This window comes from Ectothiorhodospira marina, from assembly GCF_900109495.1.
GTDB lineage: Bacteria > Pseudomonadota > Gammaproteobacteria > Ectothiorhodospirales > Ectothiorhodospiraceae > Ectothiorhodospira > Ectothiorhodospira marina.
Map to the genome: position 1 here is coordinate 43,285 of NZ_FOAA01000018.1, position 25,489 is coordinate 68,773.

Here is a 25,489-nt window from a genome sequence, read left to right on the forward strand (position 1 = left end):
GGGTCGACAGGAAACGGATTGGACATCAAGTTTCTCCTCGAGTCGCCGGGAGCCAGGGCACCAGGGCACCAGCGACAAGGGTTGATCCCAGCAGGAACAGATGCAGATTGACGGCGGCCGCCAGGGCATCCTGGGCAGACACATCGAAGGGCAGCAGTGCTGCCATGACGCCAGCCTCGTAGGTGCCGGCCCCGCCCACGCCGTGCACTGGCAGCACACTGGTGAGGTCACCCGCGATCACCGCCAGCCACAGGGCCGGGGCGGAGGCCTCCAGGAACAGGGACAGGACCCAGACAAAGACGGCGAGTTTGACGACCCAGTTGCCCATCGTCCAGCCCCAGGCCCGCCAGAAGGCCCTGGGAGACTCGGGAAGCGCCTCCAGTGCCCTGAGCACCCGGGATGCCAGATAATGATCCTCCCAGGGTTCGATTCGAGTCATCAGAAAAGGTGCCACCCGGCGGATGAGCGGCAAGGTGGCCAGCCACATCAGGGACAGCATCAGGGCTGGCACCGGGCCCAGGACATGACTGCCCAGGGCCAACAGGGCAAAAAACCCCAGGGTGTGCAGATCCATCAACCGAAACCACAGCAGCACTGGCACCGAGTTCAGTGGTGGCACCTGGAAATCACGCGCCATGAGCAGCGGAAAACTCAACTCCCCGGTGCGCATGGGCAACAGATTATTGAGCAGATTATGGATGAGGGTCAGGCGCAGACAGGCGCCGAAGCGGCCCCTCATCACCGGCCGATAATAGTCGTACAGACGCAGGGTGCGCAGCCCATAGGTCAGCCCGGTGAGCAGGATCGCGACGATGACCAGCCCCCAGGAGAGTTCCACCCAGGGAGACAATACCCGCGACCAGCCATGGGCCAGTTCCACAAAGACCAGGAAGGTGCCGAAAATAGCGAAAGAAATCACAAGCTTTACAGGGTGCATGAGATAGGCGCGTTATCCACATAGGGGGACTGCAAGGTCCTCGGGGAGTTGTTCCAGGCATGAGGGCTGGCTATAGTCGGAGGCCTCCACGGACGAGACCCAATGGAAGGATCCATGAATCTTGCTGTTATCGCCAGCCGAGCACAATTGGGCATTCAGGCACCGCCGGTCCACATCGAGGTGCACCTGGCCAACGGCCTGCCCAGTTTTGCCATGGTGGGCCTGCCCGAGGCGGCGGTCAAAGAGAGCCGCGACCGGGTGCGGGCCGCGCTGCAGACCAGCGGCTTCGACTTCCCCGCCCGGCGCATCACCGTGAACCTGGCCCCCGCTGACCTGCCCAAGGACGGCGGTCGCTTTGATCTGGGCATTGCCCTGGGCATCCTGGCCGCCTCGGGGCAGATCCCCATGGCCTCCATCCAGAACAGCGAATTCCTGGGCGAGCTGGGCCTCACCGGCGAGTTGCGCCCGGTCCGCGGCGTGCTGCCGGCGGCCATGGCCGCCCACCAGGCGGGGCGCACGCTGGTTCTGCCCCGCGGGGATGCGGACGAGGCGGTACTCGTGGAGGACGTGGATGTGATCGCCGCGGGGCACTTGCTGGAGGTGTGTGGGCATCTGTGTGGCGAGGCGCCCCTGGGCAGCCACCCGCGCCGCCCCGAGGGCACCGATGAGACTCACGCCGCTGGAATGCCCGACCTGGCGGACGTGCGCGGCCAGCCCCAGTCCCGACGTGCCCTGGAGGCGGCGGCTTCCGGCGCCCATCACCTCCTGATGATTGGCCCACCGGGCACCGGCAAGACCATGCTGGCCAGTCGGCTGCCAGGCCTGCTGCCCCCCATGAGCGAGACCGAGGCCCTGGAAACCGCGGCCCTGCACGCCATCAGTCAGCATGGGATCGATACCCGTCAGTGGCGCACACGACCCTTCAGAGCCCCCCACCACACCGCCTCCGGCGTGGCCCTGGTGGGCGGTGGCTCACGCCCTCGCCCCGGGGAGATCTCCCTGGCCCACAACGGCATCCTGTTCCTGGACGAGATGGCCGAGTTCGATCGTCGGGTGCTGGATGTGCTGCGCGAACCCCTGGAGACCGGACAGATCACCATCTCCCGGGCGGCACACCAGGCGGAGTTCCCCGCGCGGTTTCAACTGGTGGCGGCCATGAATCCCTGCCCCCAGGGATACGACTGCGACCTGGGGCCCCAATGTCGCTGCACACCGGAGCAACGCAGGCGTCAGCGCGGACGCATCTCGGCGCCGCTACTGGATCGCATTGATGTGTGCATCGAGGTGCCGCGCCTGCCCCGGGACCTGCTCATGGAGAGCAGCCCTGCCCCGGAATCCAGCGCCACCGTGCGGGCCCGGGTGCTCCGCTGCCGCGACGGCCAGCTACAACGACAAGGCTGCCTGAATGCCGCCCTCTGTGGGCGCGAACTGGAGCGACTGACCGAACTGAGCCCGGCCAACCGGCGTCTGCTGGAGCAGGCCATGGATCGGTTCCGGCTATCGGCCCGCAGCTATCACCGCATCCTGCGGGTGGCCCGTACCCTGGCGGACATGGACGAGCAGGAAACCATCCAACAGGCGCATTTGATGGAAGCCCTGAGCTACCGGGCCATGGACCGGTGGCGGCAGGACACGGGCGGATAATCCGGGGCTGGAGCGGGATGCACAGAACGGGTAAGGTGAGCCGCCTTCCCTCGATAGCGACCGGACCCTGCCCATGCGCATCCCCCGCTGCTTCCTCGATCAACCCCTGCAAACGGGTGATGAGATCGCCCTGGACGAGCGCGCCCACCGTCATGTGGTGCAGGTGCTGCGGCTGCGGGTCGGCGCGCCGCTGGTGCTTTTCAATGGTGAGGGCGGAGAATATGCCGCCACCCTCACCCTGGCCGAACGCAGGGCCTCGCGGGTGCGCATCGATGAACACCGCTCCAGGGACACCCGCCCGGCCCTCGGCGTGACCCTGCTGCAGGGCATCGCCAAGGGAGACCGGATGGACTACAGCCTGCAAAAGGCCACGGAACTGGGGGTGAGCCGCATCCAGCCGCTGGTGGCCAAGCGCAGCGTGACCCATGAAGACCCCAAACGCATGAACAAGCGTCAGGAACACTGGCGCGGGGTGATCGTCAGCGCCTGTGAGCAAAGCGGTCGCACGGATATTCCCGAGTTACTGCCGCCCCTGCCCCTGAGCCACTGGCTGGACACGCAACATCCGGGACGCACGGATGAGGACACCGCCTCATGGTCGCTGGTCCTTGACCCGGAGGCCACGTCGAGCCTCGGGGATCTGGCCGCCTCGAAGGCGCGGCCCCAGGCGGTCACGCTACTGATCGGACCGGAGGGCGGCCTGGATGAACGGGAGATCTCCCAGGCCCGTCACTGTGGCCTGACACCGGTGCGACTGGGCCCCAGGGTGCTGCGCACCGAGACCGCCGGTGTGGCAGCCCTGGCCATTATTCAGTCCCTGTGGGGGGACATGGGCTGATCAAAGCCCCTGCAGCCCCGCCTGGAGCATGTCCTCCATCATCTCGAAGGCAGGGATGATGCACAGCACCCCACTGGCCCGGACGCGAGCGGCGATCACCGGAGGGTCTTCCTCTCGGCGGGCCTCCAGTTCGATATCCGTGGGACTGAGCTTCACCGGATGGGGAATCCCCCGTACCTGAAGCCCGTAATAGTCCAGACCCACGTGGCGCTCCACCCCGTGCAGCACCACAAAACGGTTGATGCGGGTCTGACGCTCCTCGGGTACCTGCAGCAGGGTGTCCAGGGAAACGATGGGAACCTGGGCCTGGCGCCAATCAAACACCCCGCGCAGCCACTCAGGGGCACCGGGCACGGCGCGCACCACCTGCTGGGTCACCACTTCCACTGCCACCGACTGGGGCAGCAGCAGATTCTGCTCCTGCAGGGAGATGATGAAACAGTTGACGCTGTCCGGTTGATCGCTCATCGGGAGCCTTGGGCCTCCATCAGTTCCTGGATATGGCTCAGCAGGTCGGCCTCCTGATAGGGCTTGCCCAGGTAGTGATTGACGCCGATTTCCAGGGCCCGCTGCCGGTGTTTGTCGCCGGTGCGGGAGGTGATCATGATGATGGGGATATGGCTCAGGCGCAGGTCGTTGCGCACATGAGTGGCCAGTTCAAAACCATCCATGCGCGGCATCTCGATGTCCAGCAGGATCAGGTCGGGTACCGTGTCCTGCAGCAGGGCGAGGGCGTCCAGGCCGTCCTTGGCGGTCAGCACCTGATAATGGTGGCGCTCCAGGGCCCGAGCCGTGACCTTGCGGATGGTGATGGAATCGTCCACCACCATGATCGTGGCTCGGGATTCCTCCGCTCCAGCGTGGCCATCGCCGTGATAAATGAGTTGCACACCGGCGCCAGCACGTACCAGGGCGGGGATATCCAGGATCATCACCACCCGGCCATCCCCCAGGATGGTGGCACCGGAGATGCCCTTGACCTTGGCTACCTGCGGCCCCACGGACTTGATCACCACCTCCCGGCTACCCTGCAGATTATCCACCTGCAGGGCGATGCGCACATCACCGGAGCGGACCAGCAGCACCGGGAACATGACCTCGGGATTGTGCAACTGCGGCTGGGAAACATCCAGCAGAGCCCCCAGATGCTTCACCTCATACTGATTGCCGGCATATTCGTACTGGGGATCCTGCTCCGCATACAGAGCATCCAGGTCCCGGGCACGCATGCGTACGATACCCTCGATACTGGACAAGGGCACGGCATAGACATCCTCACCGGTCTGCACCAGCAATGACTGAGTGATGGCCAGGGTGAAGGGCAGACGCACGGTGAAGGTGGTGCCCTCCCCCTGGGTGCTGTCGATGGCCAGCACGCCGCCCAATTGCTTGATCTCGCTGTTGACCACATCCATGCCCACCCCGCGCCCGGAGATCTGGCTCACCTGGTCGGCAGTGGAGAAGCCCGATTCCAGGATGAACTGCATCAGGTCATGATCGGACAGGGACGCCAGGTCCCGCACCAGTCCCAGGCGTTGCACCTTCTCCCGCACCATCTCCAGGGGGATGCCGGCGCCATCGTCCTTCACCTGCAGGACGACTTCGGAACCCTCTCGACTGACCCGCAGCAGGATGCGCCCCACGGGCTCCTTCCCCTGGCTGAGGCGTTTTTCCGGGGGTTCGACGCCATGGGCGATGGCATTGCGTAACATGTGTTCCAGGGGCGCGACCATGCGTTCGAGTACCGAGCGATCCAGTTCACTGGCTTCCCCTTCGATATCGAGCTCCACCCGCTTGCCCAGTTCCGTGGCCGTCTGCCGCACAATGCGGCGCAGCCGCGGGGCCATGGTATCGAACTGCACCATACGGGTATGCATCAGCCCTTCCTGCAACTCCGTGGAGACGCGGGATTGCTGTTGCAGCAGGGTTTCCGAATCGCGTATCTGATCGGAGAGCAGGTCCTGGATGCTCACCAGGTCGTTGACACTCTCGGCCAGGGCTCGGGAAAGCTGCTGGATATTGGAATAACGATCCAGTTCCAGGGGGTCAAAGTCCTCCTGCCATTTGGCCTCCTCACCCTGCTCCTGTTCGTGTCGGAACAGGATCTGGGCCTCGGTCTCCATTTCCAGCTTGCGCAGCTGCTCGCGCAACCGGGCGATGGTCTGGGACAACTCCCCCAGGTTGAACCCGAAGGCGGTGATCTGCTGCTCCATACGGGCATGGTAGATGCTCACCTCGCCCGCAAAGTTGACCAGGTTATCCAACACATCGGCGCGCACCCGCACCTGTTCCTGTCCCGCACCGGCGGCACGCGCGGCCGGCGCGGGCTCCGGCTCCGGCGTGAACGGCTGAGGCGGCAGGACAGGCTCCGAGGTGTCCGGTGCAGGCGGGGGCGTGACGGGTGCTTCCGGCATCGGGTCCGGCATCGATTCCACGGGGGGAGTGACCTCCCCCGCACGCATGTCGTGCAACTGCGCCACCAGCTCGGGTGCCACCGGAACAGGTTCACCCCGTTGGGCCCGCTCCACCATGCTGGTGAGGCGATCGACGCCCTGGTGGACGGTCTCCAGCATGGATGACTGTGCCTCGCGTTCCCCCTCGGAGATGGCAATCATCAGGCTTTCCAGGGCGTGGCTCAGGTCGGCGATGGCAGTGATTCCCGCCATGCGCGCGCCGCCCTTGAGGGTGTGGAGCTGGCGCTGGAATGCGTTGATCAGTGCCTGATCATTCAGGTCCTCGCTCCAGCGCTCCAGGGTGCTATCCACCTCATTGAGGATATCGCTGGCCTCCTCCAGGAAGATGTCCATGAGCTCATCGTCGGGCTCCTCGGCGCTTTTCGCTTCCGGGCTTTCGATGTCGGTGGCGTCTTCCTCCCGACTGCGGGCCTGGCGAGTCTTCTCCTGCCGTGCCAGTTCCTCGTCATGCAACGCCTGGAAACGGGTCTCCAGTGCCGCGCCGTCGGGCACCCACGCCCCCGCCGGCTGGAGCAGGGCCTCCAGCACGACACGGACATGGGTCAGCATCTGTTCCAGTTCATCCAGCGACGCCGCTGGCAGGCGTGGGTGCTCGCCCTCCCCCACGGCACGGAGATAGCGCTCGCAGGCACTGCAGACGCTGGAGACCTCGGGCACATCCGCCGCGCGGGCGCTGCCATTGAGGGTATGCACGGTGCGCTGCAGGGATTCCGTCACCTCCAGTCCCTCCGCGTCCCGGCGCCCCTGGGCGATCAGTTCTTCCAGGGCATGGAGATGCTGCTCGGTCTCGGTACGGTAGATATCGAATAACACGGGATCCAGACGAGGTTCCCTCTCCGCCCCGGTATCGGCATGGGTATCGGTATCGGCGTCTGAGGGCAGGGTGGGCTCCGCCTGGGCCGGATGCGTGGACTCAGCGGCAGGCAGGGGCGTTGGCGCCCCCTCCTGAGCCAATGTCAATTGCCGCGCCCGGTCCATCAGGGCGTGAACGTTGATGTCCGGATCCCCCTCGCCGCGGATCTGCCCCACCAACTGGGGCAGGGCCTCCAGCGAGGCCTCGGTGAGGTTCAGCACCGCCTCGTCCACGGGAATGGCCTGGTCAATGATGCGGTTGAGCAGATGTTCGTTGGCCCAGGCGAATTCGCCCAGCAACTCCGCGCCCACCAGGCGACCACTGCCCTTGAGGGTGTGGTAAGAGCGTCTCAGTGTGGCCAGGGCCTCTTCGTCCCGCGGATTGGCGTGCCAGCGGGGCAGCCAGGTCTGGATGCGTTCCAGTTCCTCGTCCGCCTCCTCCAGGAAGATCTCCAGGATGTCATCGTCGGGCTCACCGGAAAACACCGCCAGGGATTCGGTGCCGTAAACTTCCTCGCCAGTGGTGTCGGGCGTTGCTTCAGGCTCGGGCGGCGTTTCCGTCGGCGGCGCCTCCTCCGGGGTTGCATCGGGCTCGGCAAGGAATGACGGTGGCCAGCCTTCTTCCTGCTCCTCGGGGAGACGACCCGGCGTGACCAGGGTACGATCTTCATCCCCCGCATCGCTCGGGCGGGTTTCCGGATCCGTCATGCCCTCGCCCCCCAGACGAGCCAGGGCGGAACGCCCCAGCTCGATCATGGCGTCGGGATCGCCCAGACCCGAGTCCAGGTCCTCCAGATAACATTCCACTGCAGTGATGGCATCAGCCAGGGTGGACAAGGTCTCCTCCGTAGCCACCACCTGGCCATCCTGCATCCATGTATCGCGCAGGTAATCCCGGATGCCCGCCAGCAAGGCCACACCATCATCCAGGCTGAGAATGGACAGGGCCCCGGCAATGGCATCCAGATACCCGGGGACCTCGTCCAGGGCCCGCACGTGGCTGGGGTCCTGGGAAAAGATGATGATGGCCTCCTTGGCTCGATTCATGTCGGCCAGGGTCTCTCGGATGAGGGCCCCCAGCACCGGACGGGAATCCGTCGGCGACAGCCCCCCCAGCTTCGGCGGCAGACGTCCGGCCGTCGGCTCCGGTGCGGACCCGGTGTCACCCGCCACCGCAGAACCGATGGCGGCTTCCACATTGAGCATCTCGGCAGCCGCCTGCATGAGCACCTGCTCGTCCGCCTCGGTTTCGCCGCGGGCGATGGCAGCCAGAATCTCCGCTTCGCGCAGGGCAATCTCCCGGGGCTCGGTCATGCCCAGCATGGCCAGGGTGTCGGCGATGCCATGCAGCTTGTCCACCAGAGGGTCCAGGTCCGCGCCACGGCGGCCCCCGCTGTGCATGAAGACATCCAGGCTATCCTTGACGTCGGCCAGATCCTCTCGAATCACCTTGGCAACCGCACTCATCAGTTCCTGATTGGGCGCGCGCAGCCCCTCCAGGGCGGCTTCCAGATCCGCTTCGTCGGGCACCAACTCACTGAGTCGGTAGGCCTGCTGGATTGTCCGTACCTGCTCACCTTCAGAGCGGGCCCGGGCCACGTAGTAAAGCAGGTTGCGAACCAGCTCCTCGGGAATCCGATCCGCCATGGCCTGCTCACCCTGGTCGACCAGGGAACGGATCTGACGATCCAGGGTACCGAGCAACTGCTTGACGGCCGCGCCAGGCTCCAGCCCCTCATCGGTCAGGGCCTCGGTGACGGCAGCGGCGATGGCAAACAACCGGCGCACTGACGCCTCGCGGGCATTGCGGCGCAGCCCACTGATGACCCGATCCATGCGATGCAGGCCAGCCTTGACGTTCTGGCCCCGCAACACCGCCAGCAGACCCCGCTGATAATGGTGACGGTGGGTGCGTGCCCATTCGCGGACGTCCTCCTGGGGCTCGGCAGCCGATTGCCCCGGCGGGGCATCACCTTCCACCAGGTGGGGGAAGAACAGCACGTTCTCGCTGAGCAGACCGGCCTTGCGGATGGTGCGCAGGTCGTTAAGCAGCGGCAACAGGACAATGGGGATGTCACGGTGGCCGGTCTGGATGTGCTCCAGGTAGTCGGGCAATTGCAGGATGGCCCGCATGAGCACCTCGAAGGCCTCATCACGGCTGGTAACCGTATCCTCCTCCAGGGCGGTGGTCAGGGCCTCCATCTCGCGAGCCAGCATGGCGGCGCCATACAGTTCCACCATCTGCAGGGTACCTTCCACCTGCCGCAGACAGGTGCGGGTTTCCTGCACCCGATCGGTCTGAGTGCTGTCCTCCAGATAGGCTTCCAGGGCGACGCGGGCCTCCACCAGCAGCGCATCCAGCTCCTTCTTCACCCAGTGCAGGGCGCTATATTCTCGGCTGTCTTCTCTCATGGCCCACCCAGCCTGTTCCCGATGGTGTTAGCGAACCGGCGATCGTCGTGCCCCGCAGGTCATTGCGCTGAAGACTCAAGCGTCATCAGGGCTGACCCTCACCGGATTGGCCGGGCTTGTCTCCCTGGCGCTCCCCGGCGGGGTCGATGATCACCGTCTCCAACTGCTCGGATTCAGGCAGCTTGAAGCCGGAGACCGACTTGCGCAGTTCGGAAGCCAGGTTGGCCAGATTGCCGATGGAGACGGCCGTCTCGTTGGTGCCATCGGAGGTCTGCATGGTGATCTCCTGAATGACGTTCATGGTGTTGGAGATGTTCTGCGCCACCTCGGATTGCTGACGCGCCGCCTTGGAGATGTTGGCGATCAGGTCCGCCAGCTGGTGGGACACGCCCTCGATCTCGGCCAGGGCATCGCCGGCGTCGAAGGCCAGCTTGGCGCCACCCACCACGTTGGAGGTGGACTGCTCCATGGAGATGACCGCCTCCTTGGTGTCCGCCTGGATGGTCTTGACCAGGGCCTCGATCTGCTTACTGGCGTTGGACGAGCGCTCGGCCAGGCGCTGCACCTCGTCGGCCACCACCGCGAATCCGCGTCCGGCCTCACCGGCAGACGAAGCCTGGATGGCGGCATTCAGGGCGAGGATGTTGGTCTGGTCGGCAATATCGGTGATGAGGCTGACGATATCGCCGATCTCCTGGGAGGATTCACCCAGGCGCTTGATGCGCTTGGAGGTCTCCTGGATCTGCTCGCGGATGGTGTCCATGCCGTCGATGGTCTTGCGCACGGTGAGCGCGCCCTTGGAGGCGATCTGCACGGACTTTTGCGCCACTTCGGCGGAGGACTCGGCGGAGCGGGACACCTGTTCGATGGAGTCGGCCATATCGGTCACGCCGGAGGAGGCAGAGGCGATCTCCCGGGCCTGGTGATTGGAGGCGTCGGCCAGGCGCAGGGCGGTGGCCTGAGTCTTCACCGCGGCGGTGGAGACCTGCATGGCTGTCTGGTTGATGGTGGTCACCAGGCTGCGCAGGGCATCGATGGCGTAGTTCACCGAGTCGGCGATGGCGCCGGTGATGTCCTCGGTCACCGTGGCATGCACGGTCAGGTCACCCTCGGCCAGGTTGGTCATCTCGTCCAGCAGGCGCAGGATGGCTCGCTGGTTGCGACGATTCTGCTCGGTGGTCACCGCCAGTCGGCGCTGCGCGTCCTGGTAGAAGAGATAGGCCAGCAGGCCGATGGTCATCACCGTCAGGGCCGCCAACAGGTAACCGGCGATCACCCATTTCCCCAGGCCCGCCGCCTGCCGCTCCACGGCCTCCTGGAAACCACCCACCGCGGCCAGCAGTTCGCTGGCGGCAGCACTCGCCTGGTCGGCAGACGTGGACACGCGGGCCAGGCTGGAAGACAGTCCCGCCAGGGCCTGAAGATCCGGGCGCAGGCTGTCCAGATGAGCCTGGACCTGGCTTACCTGGGCGCCCATGGCCGGTAGGGGCTCGTCTTCAGGCAACGCGAAGGCCTGCAGGCGATTGACGTCTGCCTCCACGCGCTGCAACCCCTGCTCCAGACGCTGGGCACTGCCAGGGAAGCCTTCACCCATCTCGACAAGAAGCAAATCCCGCTCCAGGTCACGACTGCCCATGGCGATACGGGCAGCCAGGTAGACCCGCTCGGGTTGCGCCCCGGCCTCGGTCAGATCGCCGGCCAGGGTCTGCGCTGAATCACGCAACTGGGCCAGCACCGGGGCAGCACGCCGGGCGCGCTCGCTGGCGTCGGCCCGGGTGGCGCGCGCATCCAGCAGTTCATTCAGCGGTGGGCGGAAAGTGTCCCAGGCATCGCGCAGATCACCCAGCGGCCCACTCAAGGCTCCGGAGACCGGCGTGATGTCGGCATCACCATCCCGCAAACGGGTCAGCGAGGCATCCAGACGATCCCGGTGACGTCGCAATTCGACGAAGGCGGCATCCTCTCCCGCCGCGGCCATCGGGATCCGGGATTCCAGACGCTGAACCCACAATCGCTGGTCTGCCGCCACGGCTGCGTAGTCGCGGCTGTTGCCCACCTGCATGGTGTAGTACACGAAGGCGGACACGGTCAGCAGCATCAACAGCACCACAATGCCGGTGAGCACGGCCATGCCCCGGCTGATACCCATCTTCGCGGCCCCGTCACTTGAAGGCGATTTCATCGTGTCTCCCTCGACCCGCCATGGGCGTCTGCTGCCATGGCACCCTGTGTGTGATTCCGGCTTACGCCGAGATGTTCATGAATCGTTCGTCATCCACCAGTTTCCATGGACTGAAAACCGCCAGGTGTTCATCGCCTCGGCGGCAGGCCCCGGCCAGGTAGGGTTGCAGGCGCGAATCCACTTCGGGAATCTGATCCAGTCGCTCTTCCCGCCAGTAGTGCTTCATGCCCAGTACGGTCTCCACCAGCAACCCGGCATACACGCCCTGATGATTCATCACCAGCAGGCGTTGCCGCCGCGGATCGAATTCCAGGTTTTCGCCAAACACAAACCCATGCAGATCCATCATGGGCAGCAGATTGCCGCGCATATTGGCCATGCCCAGGGCCCAGGGCCTGACCCCGGGGATGCGCGTAAACGAAGGCGGCGTGACAATCTCGGCCACCTGCTCCATGGGGGCCAGCAGCGACTCACCATGAAGGCGGAACAAGACGCCCTTCCAGGCCCCGCGCAGCTCATCCTGGATGGGCAACTGCCCACCCAGCGAACGGCCCTTGCGCTCAATGGATACCAGGTAGGCAAAGGGGTCCGAGGCCGCCATGTGGGTCTGGTGGGACGCCATCAAGGCAGGATATCCTTCAGCCGTTCCAGCAGATCCTTCTCCTTCACGGGTTTGACGATGTAATCCCGCGCACCCTGACGCATGGCCCAGACCCGATCGGTTTCCTGGTCCTTGGTGGTGACCACGATGACGGGGATCTTGGCAGTTGCGGCGTCCTGACTCAGTTGCCGGGTGGCCTGAAAACCGTTGAGGCCCGGCATGACCACATCCATGAGGATGAGGTCCGGCAGGGTTTCCCGCGCCTTGGCCATGCCATCCTCACCACTGGAAGCAGTGCTCACCTCATAGCCATGCTTGCCCAGCATGGTTTTGATCACATGCAGTTCGGTGGGTGAATCATCGACCACCAGGATGCGGGTCATGACATGGTCTCCCTATGGATGCTCTGGGCCTCATGCGCCGGGGTGGCACCACGGGCCGGATATGGGCGGCCCCACCCAGGGCCTGGCCTATTGTTTCCTGACATGCGACCTGATGGCACCCAGCAGATCGTCGCGGGTGAAGGGTTTGGTCAGGTACTGTTCCGAGCCAACGATACGCCCCCGGGCCTTGTCGAAGATGCTGTCCTTGCTGGACAGCATGATCACCGGCGTCTGCTTGAACAGTCGGTTGTGCTTGATGAGTGCGCAGGTCTGGTAGCCGTCCAGCCGCGGCATCATGATGTCCACGAAGATGATGTCCGGTTTATGCTCGGCAATCTTGGCCAGGGCCTCAAAGCCGTCGGTGGCGGTCACGACCTCGCAGCCGTGCTTTTTCAGCAGCGTCTCCGCCGTGCGGCGAATCGTCTTGCTGTCGTCGATGACCATCACCTTGAGTCCTGAGAGATCCTCCTGACCCTCGTTACCGCCTTCCTCGGTGTGTTCGCTCACGACGCCCCCGTGCATGCCGTTGTATCCAGACAGGCCCCTGAATCTACTCCATGGCCAGGGCCGTATCAAACAAAACTCCCGGCAGCGGCCAATGGCTTTGCCTTTGCTGTCTTGTATGATGCACCCATTATCCTTTCAAGCGTGTGGGGTGGGCCGATGAACGGCACAGACATCCGATTGGGCGTAGTCATGGATCCCATTCAGGGCATCCAGGTGAAAAAAGACTCCACCCTGGCCATGCTACTGGCAGCCCAGTCACGGGGCTGGCACCTCCATTACATGGAACAGGGCGACCTGTGGCTGGAGGACGGCCGCGTGCTGACCCGCTCCCGCCCGCTCGCAGTGCAGGACGACCCGGCACGCTGGTACGAGCTGGGTGAGGCCAGCCCCCACCCGCTGGCCGACCTGGACGTGATCCTCATGCGCAAGGATCCGCCCTTCGACATGGAGTACATCTACACCACCTATCTGCTGGAGCTGGCCATGGCCGAAGGCTGCCATGTGGTGAATCACCCCGCCAGCCTGCGGGATGCCAATGAAAAGCTGTTCACCGCATGGTTTCCCCAGTGCTGCCCCCCCACCCTGGTCAGCCGCGACCCGGGCCGCATCCGTGAATTCATGGCGCGGCAAGGGGATATCGTGGTCAAACCCCTGGATGGCATGGGGGGCGTTTCCGTGTTCCGGCTCACCCCGGGCGACAGCAATACGGGGGTCATCCTGGAGACCATCACCCAACGGGGCACCCGCACGGTGATGGCACAACGTTTCCTGCCCGAATACCGCCAGGGCGACAAGCGTATCCTGCTCATTGATGGCAAGCCCGTACCCTACGCCCTGGCCCGCATTCCGGCGAAGGGCGAGAACCGCGCCAACCTGGCCGTGGGAGGACGGGGCGAAGGACTGGCACTCAACGACCGGGACGAGTGGATCTGCCAGCAGGTGGGCTCCAGGCTCAGGGAGAAGGGACTGACCTTTGTGGGACTGGACGTGATCGGCGATTACCTCACCGAGATCAATGTCACCAGTCCCACCTGCATCCGGGAACTGGACGCCCTGTTCGGGCTGGATATCGGGGATCAACTCATGGCTGCCATTGCCCGGAAGCTGGAGGTTGCGGCATGAGCCGGGGAATGCTTCGCAAGGTCACCGCGGCGCTGATCATCGCCGTGGCCACGGCGATGATGGTCGGCTGCGAGCGCCCGGAGATTCACCGTGATCGCTTCATCGCCTTCGGCACCATCGTGGAACTGAACATCTATACCGCAGACCGGGAACTGGCCCGCACGGCCGCCGAGACGGTGCAGGCGGACCTGGACTACATGCATGGTGCCTGGCATGCCTGGGAGCCGGGTGCCATGGGGCGCACCAACCAACTCCTGGCCACGGGCATGGAATTCTCCGCCAACCCCTCGGTGTTGCCGCTGATCATCGAGGCCCAACGCCTCTCCGAGGCCACGGAAGGATTGTTCAACCCGGCCCTGGGGCAATTGTTTGCCCTATGGGGGTTCCAATCGGACGCCCCCCAGGGGCCACCACCGGCGGATGAGGAGATCCAGGCGATCCTGGACCAGGACCCGACCATGGACGATGTGCACATCGACGGCATCCGCATGCGCAGTTCCAACACCGCCGTGCGCCTGGACCTGGGGGCCTACGCCAAGGGGTATGGCCTGCACCAGGCCATGGAACACCTCAAGGAGTTGGGCGTGGAGCATGCCATCCTCAATGCCGGAGGCGATCTGCGTGCCATTGGCCGTCCGGGCAACCGTCCCTGGCGTATCGGCGTGCGTTCGCCCGAGGCGCAGGGCGTCATCGCGGCCATCGAGACCCAGGGCGACGAAGCCGTCTTCACGTCCGGTGACTATGAACGCTTCTTCATGCATGAAGGCGAGCGCTATCACCACATCCTTGACCCCCGCACCGGCCACCCGGCACGGGGCACCCGATCGGTCACGGTGATCCACCAGGATGCCGCCAAGGCGGACGTCGCCAGCACTGCCCTGTTCATCGCCGGTGCCGACGACTGGCCCCGTATCGCCGCCCGCCTGGGCATCGAGAAGGTCATGCTCATTGATGACGCAGGCGTGGTGTACATGACGCCGGCCATGGAGAAGCGCGTGCGCTTCGAGTCCGAACCCAAGGAACAGATCATCACCCCGCTGCCCGATGACAGCCTGGAGACGGCCTCTGTCTCCCCACCGGCATGATCACCCGCGCCGATGCCCTGGTGATTCTGCTGGCCTGCGGCCTCGTGGCCGGCACCTATGCCTGGCTGTGGAGCCCGGGTGCCCCCGCCACGCAGGTACGGGTGATCTCTGGCAATGAGGAAGTGGCTCGGTTGCCCCTCGACGAGGCCCAACAACTGGAGATCACCGGGCCCGCCGGCATCACCGTGGTGGAGATCGCCGATGGCGCCGCACGCTGTGCTGCCTCCCCCGGCACCCAGGGCATCTGCCAGAGTGCCGGCTGGCTGAAGCGAGCCGGCGACATGGCGGTGAGCCTGCCCAACCGGGTGATCATCGAGGTGCTGGGCGATGAAACCGAATTTGACAGCATGAACTACTGATACCCTCCTTTGCCTGACGCCCGTGCAGATTGCCACCACCCGCGAAGACCATCGGATTGCCTGGCTGGCCGCCCTGGCCATTGCCGTGCATATCCTTGAGGCCGCCTTTCCCAGTCCCCTGCCAGGGGTCAAGCCCGGCCTGGCCAATGTGATCACCGTACTGGTGCTGGTGCTCTACGGCTGGCGCATGGCCGCCTGGGTCACCGGCCTGCGGGTGCTGGCCGGCAGCCTGGTGATCGGCACCTTTCTCAGCCCCACCTTCTGGCTCAGTGCTGCCGGGGCCCTGTGCAGCCTCACCGCCCTGGGCCTGGCCCATCGCCTGGCGGGTCGGACCCTGAGCCCCATGGGGCTGTGCGTGTTGGCGGCCCTGGCGCACATGCTGGGTCAGTTCCTGCTGGCCTGGTGGCTGTTCATCCCCCACGCCAGCTTGCTCAAGCTGCTGCCGGTGCTGCTCACCTTCTCACTGATTTTCGGCTTGGTGAGCGGTACAATGGCCGTCCTGATGCAACGACGGCTTTCGCCCCCAGCGTGAGCAGCTTACCCCCCTCCAGCACAGTGACAGCCGGCGATCGCCTGGGCCTGGGCATCTTCCTGGCACTGGCAATCCATGGCATCGTCATCTTCGGCCTGGGCTTCGACTTCGAACCGGCACACTCTCCGGCCCAACCTCCCATGATGGACGTGGTCCTGGTTCAGTCGCAGTCGCGGGAAGCGCCCGTGGATGCCCGCCACATCGCCCAGGTGGATCAGCAGGCCAGCGGCCGCGAGGCTGAAGAAGAGCGCCCCAGCAGCCCGGTCACCGCGCCGCTGCTCAGGCCCACCGATGGCCTGGCGCCGGAAGCGGTGCGCGCCGGGGCCCCGGAATCCACACCTCGGGAAGCAGTGGAAGTGATCACCGCCAAGCAGAGCCAGCAACCCAGCGCACCGGATGCTCCCACCGAGGTCCCGGCCCCCAGCCGGGAGTTGACCACTGATGAACTGGTGGAACGCAGCCTGCAGATGGCGCGTTTGAGTTCGGAGATATCCGAACAGAACCGGCGTCATGGTCATCGCCCCCGCACCCACTACGTGGATGCCCTGAGCGCCAAGTCTGCGGTGGAAGCCAGTTATCTGGATGCCTGGGTGCGCAAGGTGGAGCGGGTGGGCAATCTCAACTACCCGGACGAGGCGCGGCGCCAGCGCCTGTCGGGCTCGCTGGTGCTCAGCGTGCTGGTGAACCGGGAGGGCGAGGTGGTCAGCATCGAGGTGGGCAACAGCTCCGGGGAGCGGGTACTGGATGACGCGGCCCGACGCATCGTGCAGCTCGCAGCCCCCTTTGCCCCCTTCCCCGCCGACATGCGCCGCTCCTACGATCAGATCATGATCACCCGTACCTGGGTGTTCCAGGGCAACCAGACCCTGCGCACCCGTTGAGCATGGAGCCATCGGCCTGCCCGTTCCATCTACGACGACCGGCATCAAGGGTGTACACTAACCCACGTATCCCAAGTGCGCCCTGAACCCATGCACAGTGCCAACTTCACAGACCAGTTTCTGATCGCCATGCCCTCGCTGGAGGATCCGAATTTCTTTCATTCGGTTGCCTATGTGTGCGAGCACAGCGAGGACGGCGCCATGGGCATCGTCATCAACCACCCCACGGATCTCACCCTGGAGTCGGTTCTGGAGCACATGGGCATCTCCATCGAGGTGAATGCCTCTCAGGTGCCTGTCTTCAATGGCGGTCCGGTGCAACCGGACCGGGGCTTCATCCTGCACCCTCCCGAACGACGCTGGACCTCCACCCTGCAGGTCAGTGACCAGATCTCGGTGACCACCTCCCGGGACATTCTGGAGGCCATGGCCCAGGGCAGTGGCCCCGAGTCCTATCTCATTGCCCTGGGCTACGCCGGCTGGGGACCAGGACAACTGGAGCAGGAGATTGGCGAAAACGCCTGGCTCACCTGCCCCTCCGACCCGGACATCCTCTTCCAGCAGCCTGCCGAGAAACGTTGGCAGGCTGCCGCGGGCCGTCTGGGCGTGGATCTGTCGCTGATGAGCGGCCAGGCGGGACATGCCTGAACCACGGTCGAAGCCGGCCAGGGCGGTGCCGGCCGCGCCGGGTACCGTGCTGGGACTGGACTATGGCGAGCGGCGCATCGGCGTGGCGGTGGGTAATGGCCTCACCGGTACCAGCGCCCCCCTGGAAACCCTGCCGGCCCGCAACGGCATCCCCGATTGGCCTCGCCTGGATACCCTGGTGAGCGAATGGCAGCCCCAACTGCTGGTGGTCGGCCTGCCGGAAACGGATGACGGCACCGAGCACCCGCTGGCCCGGCGCATCCAGGCCTTCTCCGACCGGCTGCGCGCCCGGTATGGGCTCAAAGTACGTTCGGTGGATGAACAATTCACCTCCGCTGAGGCCGAATCCCATCTCAAGACCTGGCGCCGCGAGGGACGCCGCGGACGTATTCGTAAAGAGGACATCGACGCCGTGGCGGCAGCGGTGCTCCTGGAACACTGGCTTTTCCAAGAGATCTCCCATGACTGAACACGTCAAAAAGCTCCTGGACCGCATGGCCGACGATCTGCGTCAGCGCCTGCGGGACCGAGGCATCACCGATCCCGGCCTGGTGGGCATCCACAGCGGCGGCGTCTGGGTGGCCGAGCAGTTGCAGTCCCGCCTGCAACTGGAGGCCCCCCTGGGCCGACTGGACATCTCCTTCTACCGGGATGATTTCAGTCGCATTGGCATGCACCCTCAGGTCAAACCCTCCTCCATCCCGTTCACCGTGGAAGACCGGCACATCCTGCTGGTGGACGACGTGCTCTTCACCGGTCGCACCATCCGCGCCGCCATGAACGAAATCTTTGACTACGGCAGGCCGGCCTCGGTCACCCTGGCGGTGCTGGTGGAGCGGGATGGTCGAGAACTGCCCATCCAGGCGCAGGTGGTGGGGGAACACCTGAAACTGAACCCGGACCAACAGGTGAAACTGCGTGGCCCCGAGCCGTTACACCTGGATATCGTACAACTGGAGGCATCATCATGACGGAGGCCCGACCCCATTCCCCGGCCACCTCGGGACCGCTGCCCCCGTCACTGCAATTTGGCGACCAGGGGCGCCTGCGTCATCTGCTCACCATCGAAGGGCTCTCCCGGCCACTGATCACCGAGATTCTGGATACGGCCGAGTCCTTTCTGGGCGTGAACGCCCAGACGGTGAAAAAGGTGCCCCTGCTGCGCGGCAAGACGGTCATGAACCTGTTCTTCGAGGCCAGCACCCGCACCCGCACCACCTTTGAGCTGGCTGCCAAGCGCCTGTCCGCCGACGTGCTCAACATCAACATCAGCACCTCGGCCACGGTCAAGGGCGAGAGCCTGCTGGACACCCTGCGCAACCTGGAAGCCATGCTGGTGGATATGTTCGTGGTACGTCACGCCGACAGCGGCGCTGCTCACTTCATCGCCCGGCATGTGGCGCCGCATGTGAGCGTGCTCAATGCCGGCGACGGTCGCCACGCCCACCCCACCCAGGCGCTGCTGGACATGTTCACCATCCGCCACCATAAGGGGGATTTCTCCGCGCTGCGGGTGGCCATCGTCGGTGACATCCTGCATTCCCGCGTGGCCCGCTCCCAGATCCATGCCCTCAACGTCCTGGGTGCCGGCGAGGTGCGGGTGATCGCGCCCCGCACCCTGCTGCCGGTTTCCGTGGAGGAGCTGGGTGTGCATGTCTTCCATGATATCCGCGCCGGCCTCAAGGATGTGGACGTGATCATCATGCTGCGCCTGCAGCGCGAGCGCATGGACAGCGGACTGCTGCCCTCCGAGCACGAGTTCTACCAGCTCTGGGGTCTGAACGAAGAGCGCTTGGCCCTGGCCGCACCGGAGGCCATCGTCATGCACCCCGGCCCCGCCAACCGGGGCGTGGAGATCGACTCCCGGGTGGCCGACGGACCCCAGTCCGTCATCCTCAAACAGGTGACTTACGGTATCGCCGTGCGCATGGCTGTCATGTCCATGATCATGGGAGGCAGCGTCAATCAGGGGGCGTCGCAATGAAGCTGTTGATCGAACAGGGCCGGGTCATTGATCCACATCAGGGCCTGGATGACGTCGTGGATCTGTTCATCGAGAAAGAGCAGATCGTCGCACTGGGCGTCGCGCCGGAAGGCTTCACCCCCGACCGGCGCATCGACGCCAGGGGCCGCTGGGTGCTGCCCGGGCTCGTGGACCTGGCGGCGCGCCTGCGCGAACCGGGTTTCGAGAACAAGGCCACCATCGCCTCCGAGACCCGGGCCGCCGCCAGCGCCGGCATCACGACCCTCATCTGCCCCCCGGACACCGATCCACCGGTGGACTCGCCGGCCCAGATCGAGTTGATCCATCGCCGCGCCAAACAGGCCTGCGGCGTGCGCGTGCACCCCCTGGGGGCCCTCACGGAGGGCTTGCAGGGGGGGCAACTGGCAGAGATGGCCGCGCTGAAGCGGGCCGGCGCCCTGGGCGCCAGTCAGGGCCTCAAACCCCTCGACAGCCATGTCCTGCTGCGCCGGGCCCTGGAATACGCCGCCAGCCACGAGATCACCGTGTTCCTGCATCCCATCGACCGGTCCCTGGCCGCCGGTGGCTGCGCCCACGAGGGCTCCGTGGCCACCCGGCTGGGGCTCACGGGCATTCCCGAAGCGGCGGAAACAGCCAGCCTGGGCGTTATCCTGGCGCTGGTGGCCCAGACGGGCGCCCGCATTCATCTCTGTCGATTGTCCACGGCGCGGGGCGCGGCCCTGGTGGCTCGGGCACGGCAGGATGGTCTCCCGGTCACCGCCGATGTGTGCGCCCATCAGTTATTCCTCACCGAAATGGATGTGGCAGACTTCAACAGCGTCTGCCATGTGGTGCCGCCACTACGCACAGCGCGTGACCGGGAGGGTCTGCGCCAGGCACTGACCGATGGCACCATCTCCGCCATCTGCTCGGACCATCAGCCCCACGAGGCGGATGCCAAACTGGCGCCCTTCCCGGCCACCCAGGCAGGCATGTCCACCCTCGAGACCCTGCTGCCACTGACCCTGAGACTGGCCGAGGAAGGCGTGCTGCCGCTGATGGAGGCCATCCGGCGGGTGACCACCACCCCCGCCAGTATCATGGGTCTGCCCACCGGCACCCTGGCCCCGGATGCACGGGCCGACATCACCCTGGTGGATCCAGCCAGGGTGTATAGCCCCAGCGCCGACAACTGGCTCAGCGCCGGTCGCAACAGCCCGTTCTTCGGCTGGGAATTCCAGGGCCGGGTCACCCATACCCTGGCCGCCGGCCGTGTCATCTTCGAGTCCCGAACGTAAGCAACGAGTCGCCCCATGAACCACACACATCGCGGGACCATCTTCGTCGAGGATGCGCCCATCCTGTCTCACACAGCCCACGCCGGAGATCAGCACATCCTGCGGGTGAAGGCGCCCCAGTGTGCCGCACACGCACGCCCCGGCAGCTTTGCCCATCTGCAGTGCGACCCGCTACTGCCCATGCGCCGGCCCCTGTCCATCATGCGCGCACACCCTGGCGAAGGCTGGGTGGAGTTTCTCTACAAGTCAGTGGGTGAAGGCACACGACTGCTGGCGCGGCGACAGGCGGGGGAGAAGATCAACATGATGGGCCCCATCGGCACACCGTTCCAGATGCCCCACGGCGACCGGCCTCGGGCCCTGCTGCTGGGGGGGGGCGTGGGCATCCCCCCCATGGTCTTCCTGGCCGATGCCATGCGTCGTGACCCGGTGAGCGAGCCCTTCGTCATCATGGGTTCAGAAGTGCCCTTCCCCTTCAATCCGCAGCCCTCGCGCATCATGATTCCCGGCATCCCGGAGGGCGTGATCGCCGCCATGCCGTTGCTGGAGGACTGGGGCGTGGCCTCACGACTCACCAGCCAGGCCGGTTTCTCCGGATGTCACGAAGGATTTGTGACCGACCTGGCCCGCCTGTGGCTGGACGCTCTACCGCCCCAGGAACGGCGCAAGGTGCAGGTCTATGCCTGCGGCCCCCACCCCATGCTGGAGGCCTGCGCCGCCCTGGCCCGGGACTATCACCTGCCTTGCCAGGTGTCGCTGGAGGAATACATGGCCTGTGCCGTGGGCGGCTGCGCCGGCTGCGTGGTCAAGGTGCACACGGACCAGGGCCCCGCCATGAAGCGGGTCTGCGTGGATGGCCCGGTGTTCCCGGCGGAGCGGGTGTTTCCGGCCACCTGAGCCAGGCGGTGCCCCGGATCGACAGGGCACCGCGCCTTCCCAAGGCCGTTTATTCCTTTGGTTGCCCCGATTCCACACCCGTCTCCGACAGGGGCTTGAGTTCATCATCAAACCCCTTGCGGCCATCCGTGACCCCTCGTGAGCCAGCCATGCTGTCGGCGCTGGGCAGGTTCAGATCCTCGTCCTTCTTCTTCAGGCTGCGCACGCCGCCCCCGAAATGGATGCGCCACTCCAGGTCGCCTCGGGAGTCCGCCTTGGAGAGCGCCTCGGGCAAGTTGACCAGATCCGCCTTGTACAACTCAAACAGGGACTGATCGAAGGTCTGCATGCCCATGGATGAACCCTTCTCCATGACATCCTTGATGCCGTTGATCTCGCCCTTGCGGATGAGTTCGGCAATATAGGGGGTGTTCACCAGCACCTCCACGGCAGGCAGGCGGTTGCCGTCCTTGCCCACCACCAAGCGCTGGGAAACGATGCCCCGCAGGTTAAGCGAGAGGTCCATGAGGATTTGCTGCTTGGCCTCGGGGGGAAAGAAATTGATGATCCGGTCCAGGGCCTGATTGGCGTTCACCGCATGCAGCGTGGTCAAGGCCAGGTGACCGGTGTCGGCATAGGCAATGGCCGCCTTCATGGTGTTCAGGTCCCGCACCTCGCCGATCATGATCATGTCCGGTGCCTCACGCATGGCCTCCCGCAGGGCATTGTCATAGGAGAGGGTGTCCAGTCCCACTTCCCGCTGCCCGATGATGGCCTTCTTGTGCATGAAGCTGTATTCGATGGGATCCTCAATGGTCAGAATATGGCCGGCCCGGTTGCTGTTGCGGTAGTCGATCATGGAGGCCAGGGTGGTGGACTTGCCGCACCCGGTGGAGCCCACCACCAGCACCAGTCCGTTGTCGTGCATGACCAGCTCCTTGAGCACGGGTGGGAGACGTAACTGCTCCAGGCTGGGGATCTCGCTCTTGATGTAGCGGATCACCATGGAGACCTCACCCCGCTGCACGTAGACGTTCACCCGAAAGCGCCCCAACTGGTCCACCGAGATGCCCAGGTTCATCTCCTTTTCGCGCTCGAAGATCTCGATCTGACGATCGTCCATCAGATCATAAGCCAGTTCCTTTGCTGCTCCAGGGGGGAGGTGCTGCCTGCTCATGGGCCGCACCTCCCCCTCAATCTTCACACAGGCCGGTGCGCCCGTGGTGAAGAACAGGTCGGAGGCGTTCTTCTGGGCCATGAGTTTGAGGTAAGGTTGAAGCAGCATATCCGGGTTCCAGTATTCAGCGAGCGGCGACGTCAAATGCAACGAGGCGTCATTTCAGCACCCCCGACTCCTCCGGGGTCTCCTCCATTTTCAGATCCTGCGCGTCATCCAGAAGCCCCTGACTCTTGGCCCGCTTGCTGTCCAGCTTGATACGCAGGCGCAGGTCATTCAGGGAATCGGCATTACGCAGGGCATCCTCATAGGTGATATGGCCGGACTCGAAAAGCTGGAACAAGGCCTGATCGAAGGTCTGCATGCCCGCCTCATTGGACTTGGCCATGAGCTCCTTCATCTGATGGATCTCGCCTTTGAAGATGAGGTCCGACATCAACGGGGTGTTGATCATGACCTCCACCGCCGGCACCCGCCCCTTGCCATCCGATTTGGGGATCAGTCGCTGCGAGATCACCGATTTGAGATTCAGGGACAGGTCCATGAGCAACTGCTGGCGCCGCTCTTCCGGGAAGAAGTTGATGATGCGGTCCAGGGCCTGGTTGGTGCTGTTGGCGTGCAGGGTGCTCAGGCACAGGTGCCCGGTCTCGGCGAAGGCGATGGCATAGTCCATGGTTTCCCGGTCGCGGATCTCGCCGATGAGAATCACGTCCGGGGCCTGGCGCAGGGTGTTCTTCAGGGCGATCTCGTAGTTCTCCGTATCCACCCCCACCTCACGCTGGGTGACCAGGCAGTTCACATGGGAATGCACGAATTCGATCGGATCCTCGATGGTGACGATATGCCCGTAGCTGTTCTGGTTGCGGTAACCCACCATGGCCGCCAGGGAGGTGGACTTGCCCGAGCCTGTGCCGCCCACGAAGATCACCAGCCCACGGTTGGTCATGGAGACATCCTTGAGTTGCAGCGGCAGGCCCAGATCCTCCAGCGCGGGGATGTCGGCAGTGATCACCCGCAGCACCATGCCGGCACTGCCCCGCTGGGTGAAGGCGTTCACCCGAAAGCGAGAGATCCCCGGCAGGCTGATGGCAAAGTTGCACTCCTGATAACGCTCGAACTCGGAAGCCTGCCGATCGTTCATGATGGAGCGCACCAACACCTGGGTGTGGGCGGGTGAGAGGGGCTGGTTGGTCACGGGCGTCATCTTGCCGTCGATCTTCATGGACGGCGGTGCCCCCACGGTGATGAACAGATCCGACCCCTGTTTGCTCAGCAGGGTTCTGAGCAGGTCGTGCATGAAGCGTATTGCCTTGTCCCGATCCATGAAGCGTGCCTCGGTCTTGAAAACATCCCGCCGGCCCGGCGCCGGCCACCGTACCCTGAGTCTATACGGGAAGCGCGGCGCGGTATAGGACGGCAAGCCACCGCAGCCATGTCATATCGGCAGATACTCTGATGGCTGATTGTATTCAATTTTTCGGCCCCGAAAGGCCTTGAACAATGCCTGGTGGCGTTCAAGCCCATATTCATCGTCCCGGGATTCGTATTTGCGCACCCAGTCGATCAGATTCTGCAGGTTGGCATCCTGCGCCTCGGGTGACTCAAACTTCTCCGCTTCCCACAACCGAGCCCGGCAATGGGCAACACAGGTTTCCACACCGGGATTCAGGAATATCAACGTGTCCGCATGTTGCAGCAAGGGTTCAAGGATATCGGCATCTGCCCTGACAGGTCTCCGCACCAGCCACCCCGAATACCAGAAAGCCGTAAGCCTTCATCAGCACGAACACCCTGACGTGTGCCTTCCCTGCCTACTTGTAAAACACCGCCAACCAGACCGTGATTTCATCGGGATCGGTCCAGTCCACCTTGTGCCTGGTATGCGCTGGAATATTGACATAATCGCCGGCTGACAATGGGCATGTTGAACCCTCCTCAAATGTCAACGATGCCCTGCCCTGAACGACCAGCACCCATTCGTTCTCATCCTGATCGTACCAACCCACGTCAGGTGATGCATGACCCTTGGAAACAATACGCTCGATCCTGACGCCCGGGCTACGAACGATCTCTTCGAAAACCTCGGACCCGAGGTCGTCTGGCACCGCGTCAAGTATATTTTCTGGCATGATCTTGTCATAAACCCGCGAAGGGAAATGGCTCACTGACCTCGAATCTGTCCAGCGCGTTACCTGTATAGATCTCGTGATTTTCGACAGACAGCCTCCTGACCGGGTTGCTCCTCACCAACATCGGCTATCTTCGAATCCACTCAGAACGTGCTGGGCGTGAGCGCGGTCTCGAAATAGTACATCAGGTTCTTGTGGTCAGCTACGGATCTCCATCGCGTTGAAGAGATATTCGGCTCATCTTCAGATGAAATACCCAAAGGGACCGACGTATTTCTGATCACACCAAAGACACTGGCTACAGCCCCTCTCGGGTCCCTGGTCCTTGGGATCATATCCATATAGAACGACGCCCTCACAAAACGACCGGCGTTACGATTGGTTCCCGGCAGAATAGTCAGACCACCGGGGACGCAGAGTGTTCTGGTCAAGTCGCAGCGGACACGGATTAAGCAGCAACCGCTAAAAAATGTTGCTGTGGGGTGATGTACCCTAGGGACGAGTGGAGCCGGTCGCTGTTGTACTCCATCTCGATGTACTGAACGATGTCCTGCCGGGCCTGCTCACGGTTGAGGTAACGCTGGCCGGC

General features: G+C 64.4%; 26 protein-coding genes. 13 read left to right on the top strand and 13 right to left on the bottom strand.

What is annotated here, in order from left to right; all coding sequences use genetic code 11:
• Positions 1–25: 25 nt before the first annotated feature.
• On the bottom strand, positions 26–919 hold the full coding sequence (locus tag BMY52_RS13255; RefSeq protein ID WP_245740883.1) for a lysylphosphatidylglycerol synthase transmembrane domain-containing protein: 894 nt from the start codon (positions 917–919) through the stop codon (positions 26–28).
• Positions 920–1,051: 132 nt separating this feature from the next.
• Between BMY52_RS13255 and BMY52_RS13260 the strand changes: the two genes are divergently transcribed.
• Together BMY52_RS13260 and BMY52_RS13265 are read left to right on the top strand one after the other, a co-directional pair.
• Entirely contained in the window at positions 1,052–2,581 is a 1,530-nt protein-coding gene (locus BMY52_RS13260) for a YifB family Mg chelatase-like AAA ATPase (RefSeq protein ID WP_090255233.1), read from the top strand.
• Positions 2,582–2,654: 73 nt separating this feature from the next.
• Entirely contained in the window at positions 2,655–3,419 is a 765-nt protein-coding gene (locus tag BMY52_RS13265) for a 16S rRNA (uracil(1498)-N(3))-methyltransferase (protein WP_090255190.1), read from the top strand.
• On the opposite strand, the gene BMY52_RS13270 is transcribed toward BMY52_RS13265, so the two are convergent.
• From BMY52_RS13270 to BMY52_RS13295, 6 genes are all read right to left on the bottom strand, one after another.
• Positions 3,420–3,887 (bottom strand): chemotaxis protein CheW, encoded by a 468-nt coding sequence (locus BMY52_RS13270; RefSeq protein ID WP_090255193.1) that lies wholly within the window; start codon positions 3,885–3,887, stop codon positions 3,420–3,422.
• The gene (locus tag BMY52_RS13275) at positions 3,884–9,157 is read right to left on the bottom strand and encodes a hybrid sensor histidine kinase/response regulator (protein ID WP_090255194.1); all 5,274 of its coding nucleotides are present in this window, start codon (positions 9,155–9,157) and stop codon (positions 3,884–3,886) included. The genes BMY52_RS13270 and BMY52_RS13275 overlap by 4 nt, the downstream gene beginning before the upstream one ends.
• Positions 9,158–9,242: 85 nt before the next feature.
• The gene (locus BMY52_RS13280; RefSeq protein ID WP_090255196.1) at positions 9,243–11,339 is read right to left on the bottom strand and encodes a methyl-accepting chemotaxis protein; all 2,097 of its coding nucleotides are present in this window, start codon (positions 11,337–11,339) and stop codon (positions 9,243–9,245) included.
• A gap of 61 nt (positions 11,340–11,400) precedes the next feature.
• Positions 11,401–11,961: a chemotaxis protein CheW gene (locus tag BMY52_RS13285; protein ID WP_245740885.1), complete on the bottom strand. Its 561-nt coding sequence runs from the start codon at positions 11,959–11,961 to the stop codon at positions 11,401–11,403.
• Positions 11,961–12,323: a response regulator gene (locus BMY52_RS13290; protein ID WP_090255198.1), complete on the bottom strand. Its 363-nt coding sequence runs from the start codon at positions 12,321–12,323 to the stop codon at positions 11,961–11,963. Before BMY52_RS13290 ends, BMY52_RS13285 begins: the two co-directional genes overlap by 1 nt.
• Before the next feature lie 87 nt (positions 12,324–12,410).
• Positions 12,411–12,845, bottom strand: a complete 435-nt coding sequence (locus BMY52_RS13295; RefSeq protein ID WP_370642793.1) for a response regulator — start codon at positions 12,843–12,845, stop codon at positions 12,411–12,413.
• Between the two features lie 141 nt (positions 12,846–12,986).
• Here BMY52_RS13295 and gshB point away from each other — a divergent pair, with 141 nt between their 5' ends.
• The 11 genes from gshB (at position 12,987) to BMY52_RS13350 (ending at position 21,615) form a co-directional block, all read left to right on the top strand.
• On the top strand, positions 12,987–13,952 hold the full coding sequence (gshB, locus tag BMY52_RS13300; RefSeq protein WP_090255200.1) for a glutathione synthase: 966 nt from the start codon (positions 12,987–12,989) through the stop codon (positions 13,950–13,952).
• Positions 13,949–15,037, top strand: coding sequence for an FAD:protein FMN transferase (locus BMY52_RS13305; RefSeq protein WP_245740887.1), 1,089 nt, complete (start codon positions 13,949–13,951; stop codon positions 15,035–15,037). The genes gshB and BMY52_RS13305 overlap by 4 nt, the downstream gene beginning before the upstream one ends.
• Complete coding sequence (locus tag BMY52_RS13310) at positions 15,034–15,396, top strand: NusG domain II-containing protein (RefSeq protein ID WP_090255204.1); 363 nt, start codon at positions 15,034–15,036, stop codon at positions 15,394–15,396. Before BMY52_RS13305 ends, BMY52_RS13310 begins: the two co-directional genes overlap by 4 nt.
• A gap of 22 nt (positions 15,397–15,418) precedes the next feature.
• Complete coding sequence (locus BMY52_RS13315) at positions 15,419–15,928, top strand: Gx transporter family protein (protein WP_090255206.1); 510 nt, start codon at positions 15,419–15,421, stop codon at positions 15,926–15,928.
• Entirely contained in the window at positions 15,925–16,809 is an 885-nt protein-coding gene (locus BMY52_RS13320) for an energy transducer TonB (protein ID WP_090255208.1), read from the top strand. Before BMY52_RS13315 ends, BMY52_RS13320 begins: the two co-directional genes overlap by 4 nt.
• 90 nt (positions 16,810–16,899) lie before the next feature.
• Positions 16,900–17,457, top strand: a complete 558-nt coding sequence (locus tag BMY52_RS13325) for a YqgE/AlgH family protein (protein ID WP_090255210.1) — start codon at positions 16,900–16,902, stop codon at positions 17,455–17,457.
• Positions 17,450–17,926: a Holliday junction resolvase RuvX gene (ruvX, locus tag BMY52_RS13330; RefSeq protein ID WP_090255212.1), complete on the top strand. Its 477-nt coding sequence runs from the start codon at positions 17,450–17,452 to the stop codon at positions 17,924–17,926. The genes BMY52_RS13325 and ruvX overlap by 8 nt, the downstream gene beginning before the upstream one ends.
• Entirely contained in the window at positions 17,919–18,428 is a 510-nt protein-coding gene (gene pyrR, locus BMY52_RS13335; RefSeq protein WP_090255214.1) for a bifunctional pyr operon transcriptional regulator/uracil phosphoribosyltransferase PyrR, read from the top strand. Before ruvX ends, pyrR begins: the two co-directional genes overlap by 8 nt.
• Positions 18,425–19,441, top strand: a complete 1,017-nt coding sequence (locus BMY52_RS13340) for an aspartate carbamoyltransferase catalytic subunit (protein WP_090255217.1) — start codon at positions 18,425–18,427, stop codon at positions 19,439–19,441. The genes pyrR and BMY52_RS13340 overlap by 4 nt, the downstream gene beginning before the upstream one ends.
• Positions 19,438–20,718, top strand: coding sequence for a dihydroorotase (locus tag BMY52_RS13345; RefSeq protein WP_090255219.1), 1,281 nt, complete (start codon positions 19,438–19,440; stop codon positions 20,716–20,718). The genes BMY52_RS13340 and BMY52_RS13345 overlap by 4 nt, the downstream gene beginning before the upstream one ends.
• Positions 20,719–20,733: 15 nt before the next feature.
• Positions 20,734–21,615 (top strand): dihydroorotate dehydrogenase electron transfer subunit, encoded by an 882-nt coding sequence (locus BMY52_RS13350; RefSeq protein ID WP_090255221.1) that lies wholly within the window; start codon positions 20,734–20,736, stop codon positions 21,613–21,615.
• Positions 21,616–21,664: 49 nt separating this feature from the next.
• Here the strand turns inward: BMY52_RS13350 and BMY52_RS13355 are convergent, their stop codons facing one another.
• The 6 genes from BMY52_RS13355 to BMY52_RS13380 all read right to left on the bottom strand — a co-directional run.
• A complete protein-coding gene (locus tag BMY52_RS13355) occupies positions 21,665–22,879 on the bottom strand; it encodes a PilT/PilU family type 4a pilus ATPase (RefSeq protein ID WP_090255223.1) in 1,215 nt (404 codons plus the stop codon).
• A 49-nt stretch (positions 22,880–22,928) separates the two neighbouring features.
• The gene (locus BMY52_RS13360; protein WP_090255224.1) at positions 22,929–24,095 is read right to left on the bottom strand and encodes a PilT/PilU family type 4a pilus ATPase; all 1,167 of its coding nucleotides are present in this window, start codon (positions 24,093–24,095) and stop codon (positions 22,929–22,931) included.
• A 111-nt stretch (positions 24,096–24,206) separates the two neighbouring features.
• Positions 24,207–24,512 carry a hypothetical protein gene (locus BMY52_RS13365; RefSeq protein ID WP_143050488.1) on the bottom strand — a complete coding sequence of 102 codons (306 nt, stop codon included), beginning with the start codon at positions 24,510–24,512 and terminating at the stop codon, positions 24,207–24,209.
• 70 nt (positions 24,513–24,582) lie between these two features.
• Positions 24,583–24,900, bottom strand: a complete 318-nt coding sequence (locus BMY52_RS13370) for a cupin domain-containing protein (protein ID WP_177169972.1) — start codon at positions 24,898–24,900, stop codon at positions 24,583–24,585.
• A 143-nt stretch (positions 24,901–25,043) separates the two neighbouring features.
• Positions 25,044–25,259, bottom strand: coding sequence for a linear amide C-N hydrolase (locus BMY52_RS15755; RefSeq protein ID WP_245740889.1), 216 nt, complete (start codon positions 25,257–25,259; stop codon positions 25,044–25,046).
• Positions 25,260–25,348: 89 nt separating this feature from the next.
• Positions 25,349–25,489 (bottom strand): IS3 family transposase (locus BMY52_RS13380; RefSeq protein WP_143050489.1); only part of this gene is annotated, 141 nt, incomplete at its 5' end.

Bases quoted from the DNA above. Each gene is read 5' to 3' on its own strand.
- BMY52_RS13360 (WP_090255224.1), bottom strand. From the start codon at position 24,095: ATGGATCGGGACAAGGCAATACGCTTCATGCACGACCTGCTCAGAACC.
- BMY52_RS13295 (WP_370642793.1), bottom strand. From the start codon at position 12,845: ATGCACGGGGGCGTCGTGAGCGAACACACCGAGGAAGGCGGTAACGAG.
- BMY52_RS13325 (WP_090255210.1), top strand. From the start codon at position 16,900: ATGCACAGTGCCAACTTCACAGACCAGTTTCTGATCGCCATGCCCTCG.
- BMY52_RS13270 (WP_090255193.1), bottom strand. From the start codon at position 3,887: ATGAGCGATCAACCGGACAGCGTCAACTGTTTCATCATCTCCCTGCAG.
- BMY52_RS13260 (WP_090255233.1), top strand. From the start codon at position 1,052: ATGAATCTTGCTGTTATCGCCAGCCGAGCACAATTGGGCATTCAGGCA.
- BMY52_RS13350 (WP_090255221.1), top strand. From the start codon at position 20,734: ATGAACCACACACATCGCGGGACCATCTTCGTCGAGGATGCGCCCATC.
- BMY52_RS13290 (WP_090255198.1), bottom strand. From the start codon at position 12,323: ATGACCCGCATCCTGGTGGTCGATGATTCACCCACCGAACTGCATGTG.
- BMY52_RS13265 (WP_090255190.1), top strand. From the start codon at position 2,655: ATGCGCATCCCCCGCTGCTTCCTCGATCAACCCCTGCAAACGGGTGAT.
- BMY52_RS13305 (WP_245740887.1), top strand. From the start codon at position 13,949: ATGAGCCGGGGAATGCTTCGCAAGGTCACCGCGGCGCTGATCATCGCC.
- BMY52_RS13370 (WP_177169972.1), bottom strand. From the start codon at position 24,900: ATGCCAGAAAATATACTTGACGCGGTGCCAGACGACCTCGGGTCCGAG.
- BMY52_RS13345 (WP_090255219.1), top strand. From the start codon at position 19,438: ATGAAGCTGTTGATCGAACAGGGCCGGGTCATTGATCCACATCAGGGC.
- BMY52_RS13280 (WP_090255196.1), bottom strand. From the start codon at position 11,339: ATGAAATCGCCTTCAAGTGACGGGGCCGCGAAGATGGGTATCAGCCGG.
- pyrR (WP_090255214.1), top strand. From the start codon at position 17,919: ATGACTGAACACGTCAAAAAGCTCCTGGACCGCATGGCCGACGATCTG.
- BMY52_RS13340 (WP_090255217.1), top strand. From the start codon at position 18,425: ATGACGGAGGCCCGACCCCATTCCCCGGCCACCTCGGGACCGCTGCCC.
- BMY52_RS13355 (WP_090255223.1), bottom strand. From the start codon at position 22,879: ATGCTGCTTCAACCTTACCTCAAACTCATGGCCCAGAAGAACGCCTCC.
- gshB (WP_090255200.1), top strand. From the start codon at position 12,987: ATGAACGGCACAGACATCCGATTGGGCGTAGTCATGGATCCCATTCAG.
- BMY52_RS13310 (WP_090255204.1), top strand. From the start codon at position 15,034: ATGATCACCCGCGCCGATGCCCTGGTGATTCTGCTGGCCTGCGGCCTC.
- BMY52_RS13285 (WP_245740885.1), bottom strand. From the start codon at position 11,961: ATGGCGTCCCACCAGACCCACATGGCGGCCTCGGACCCCTTTGCCTAC.
- BMY52_RS13275 (WP_090255194.1), bottom strand. From the start codon at position 9,157: ATGAGAGAAGACAGCCGAGAATATAGCGCCCTGCACTGGGTGAAGAAG.
- ruvX (WP_090255212.1), top strand. From the start codon at position 17,450: ATGCCTGAACCACGGTCGAAGCCGGCCAGGGCGGTGCCGGCCGCGCCG.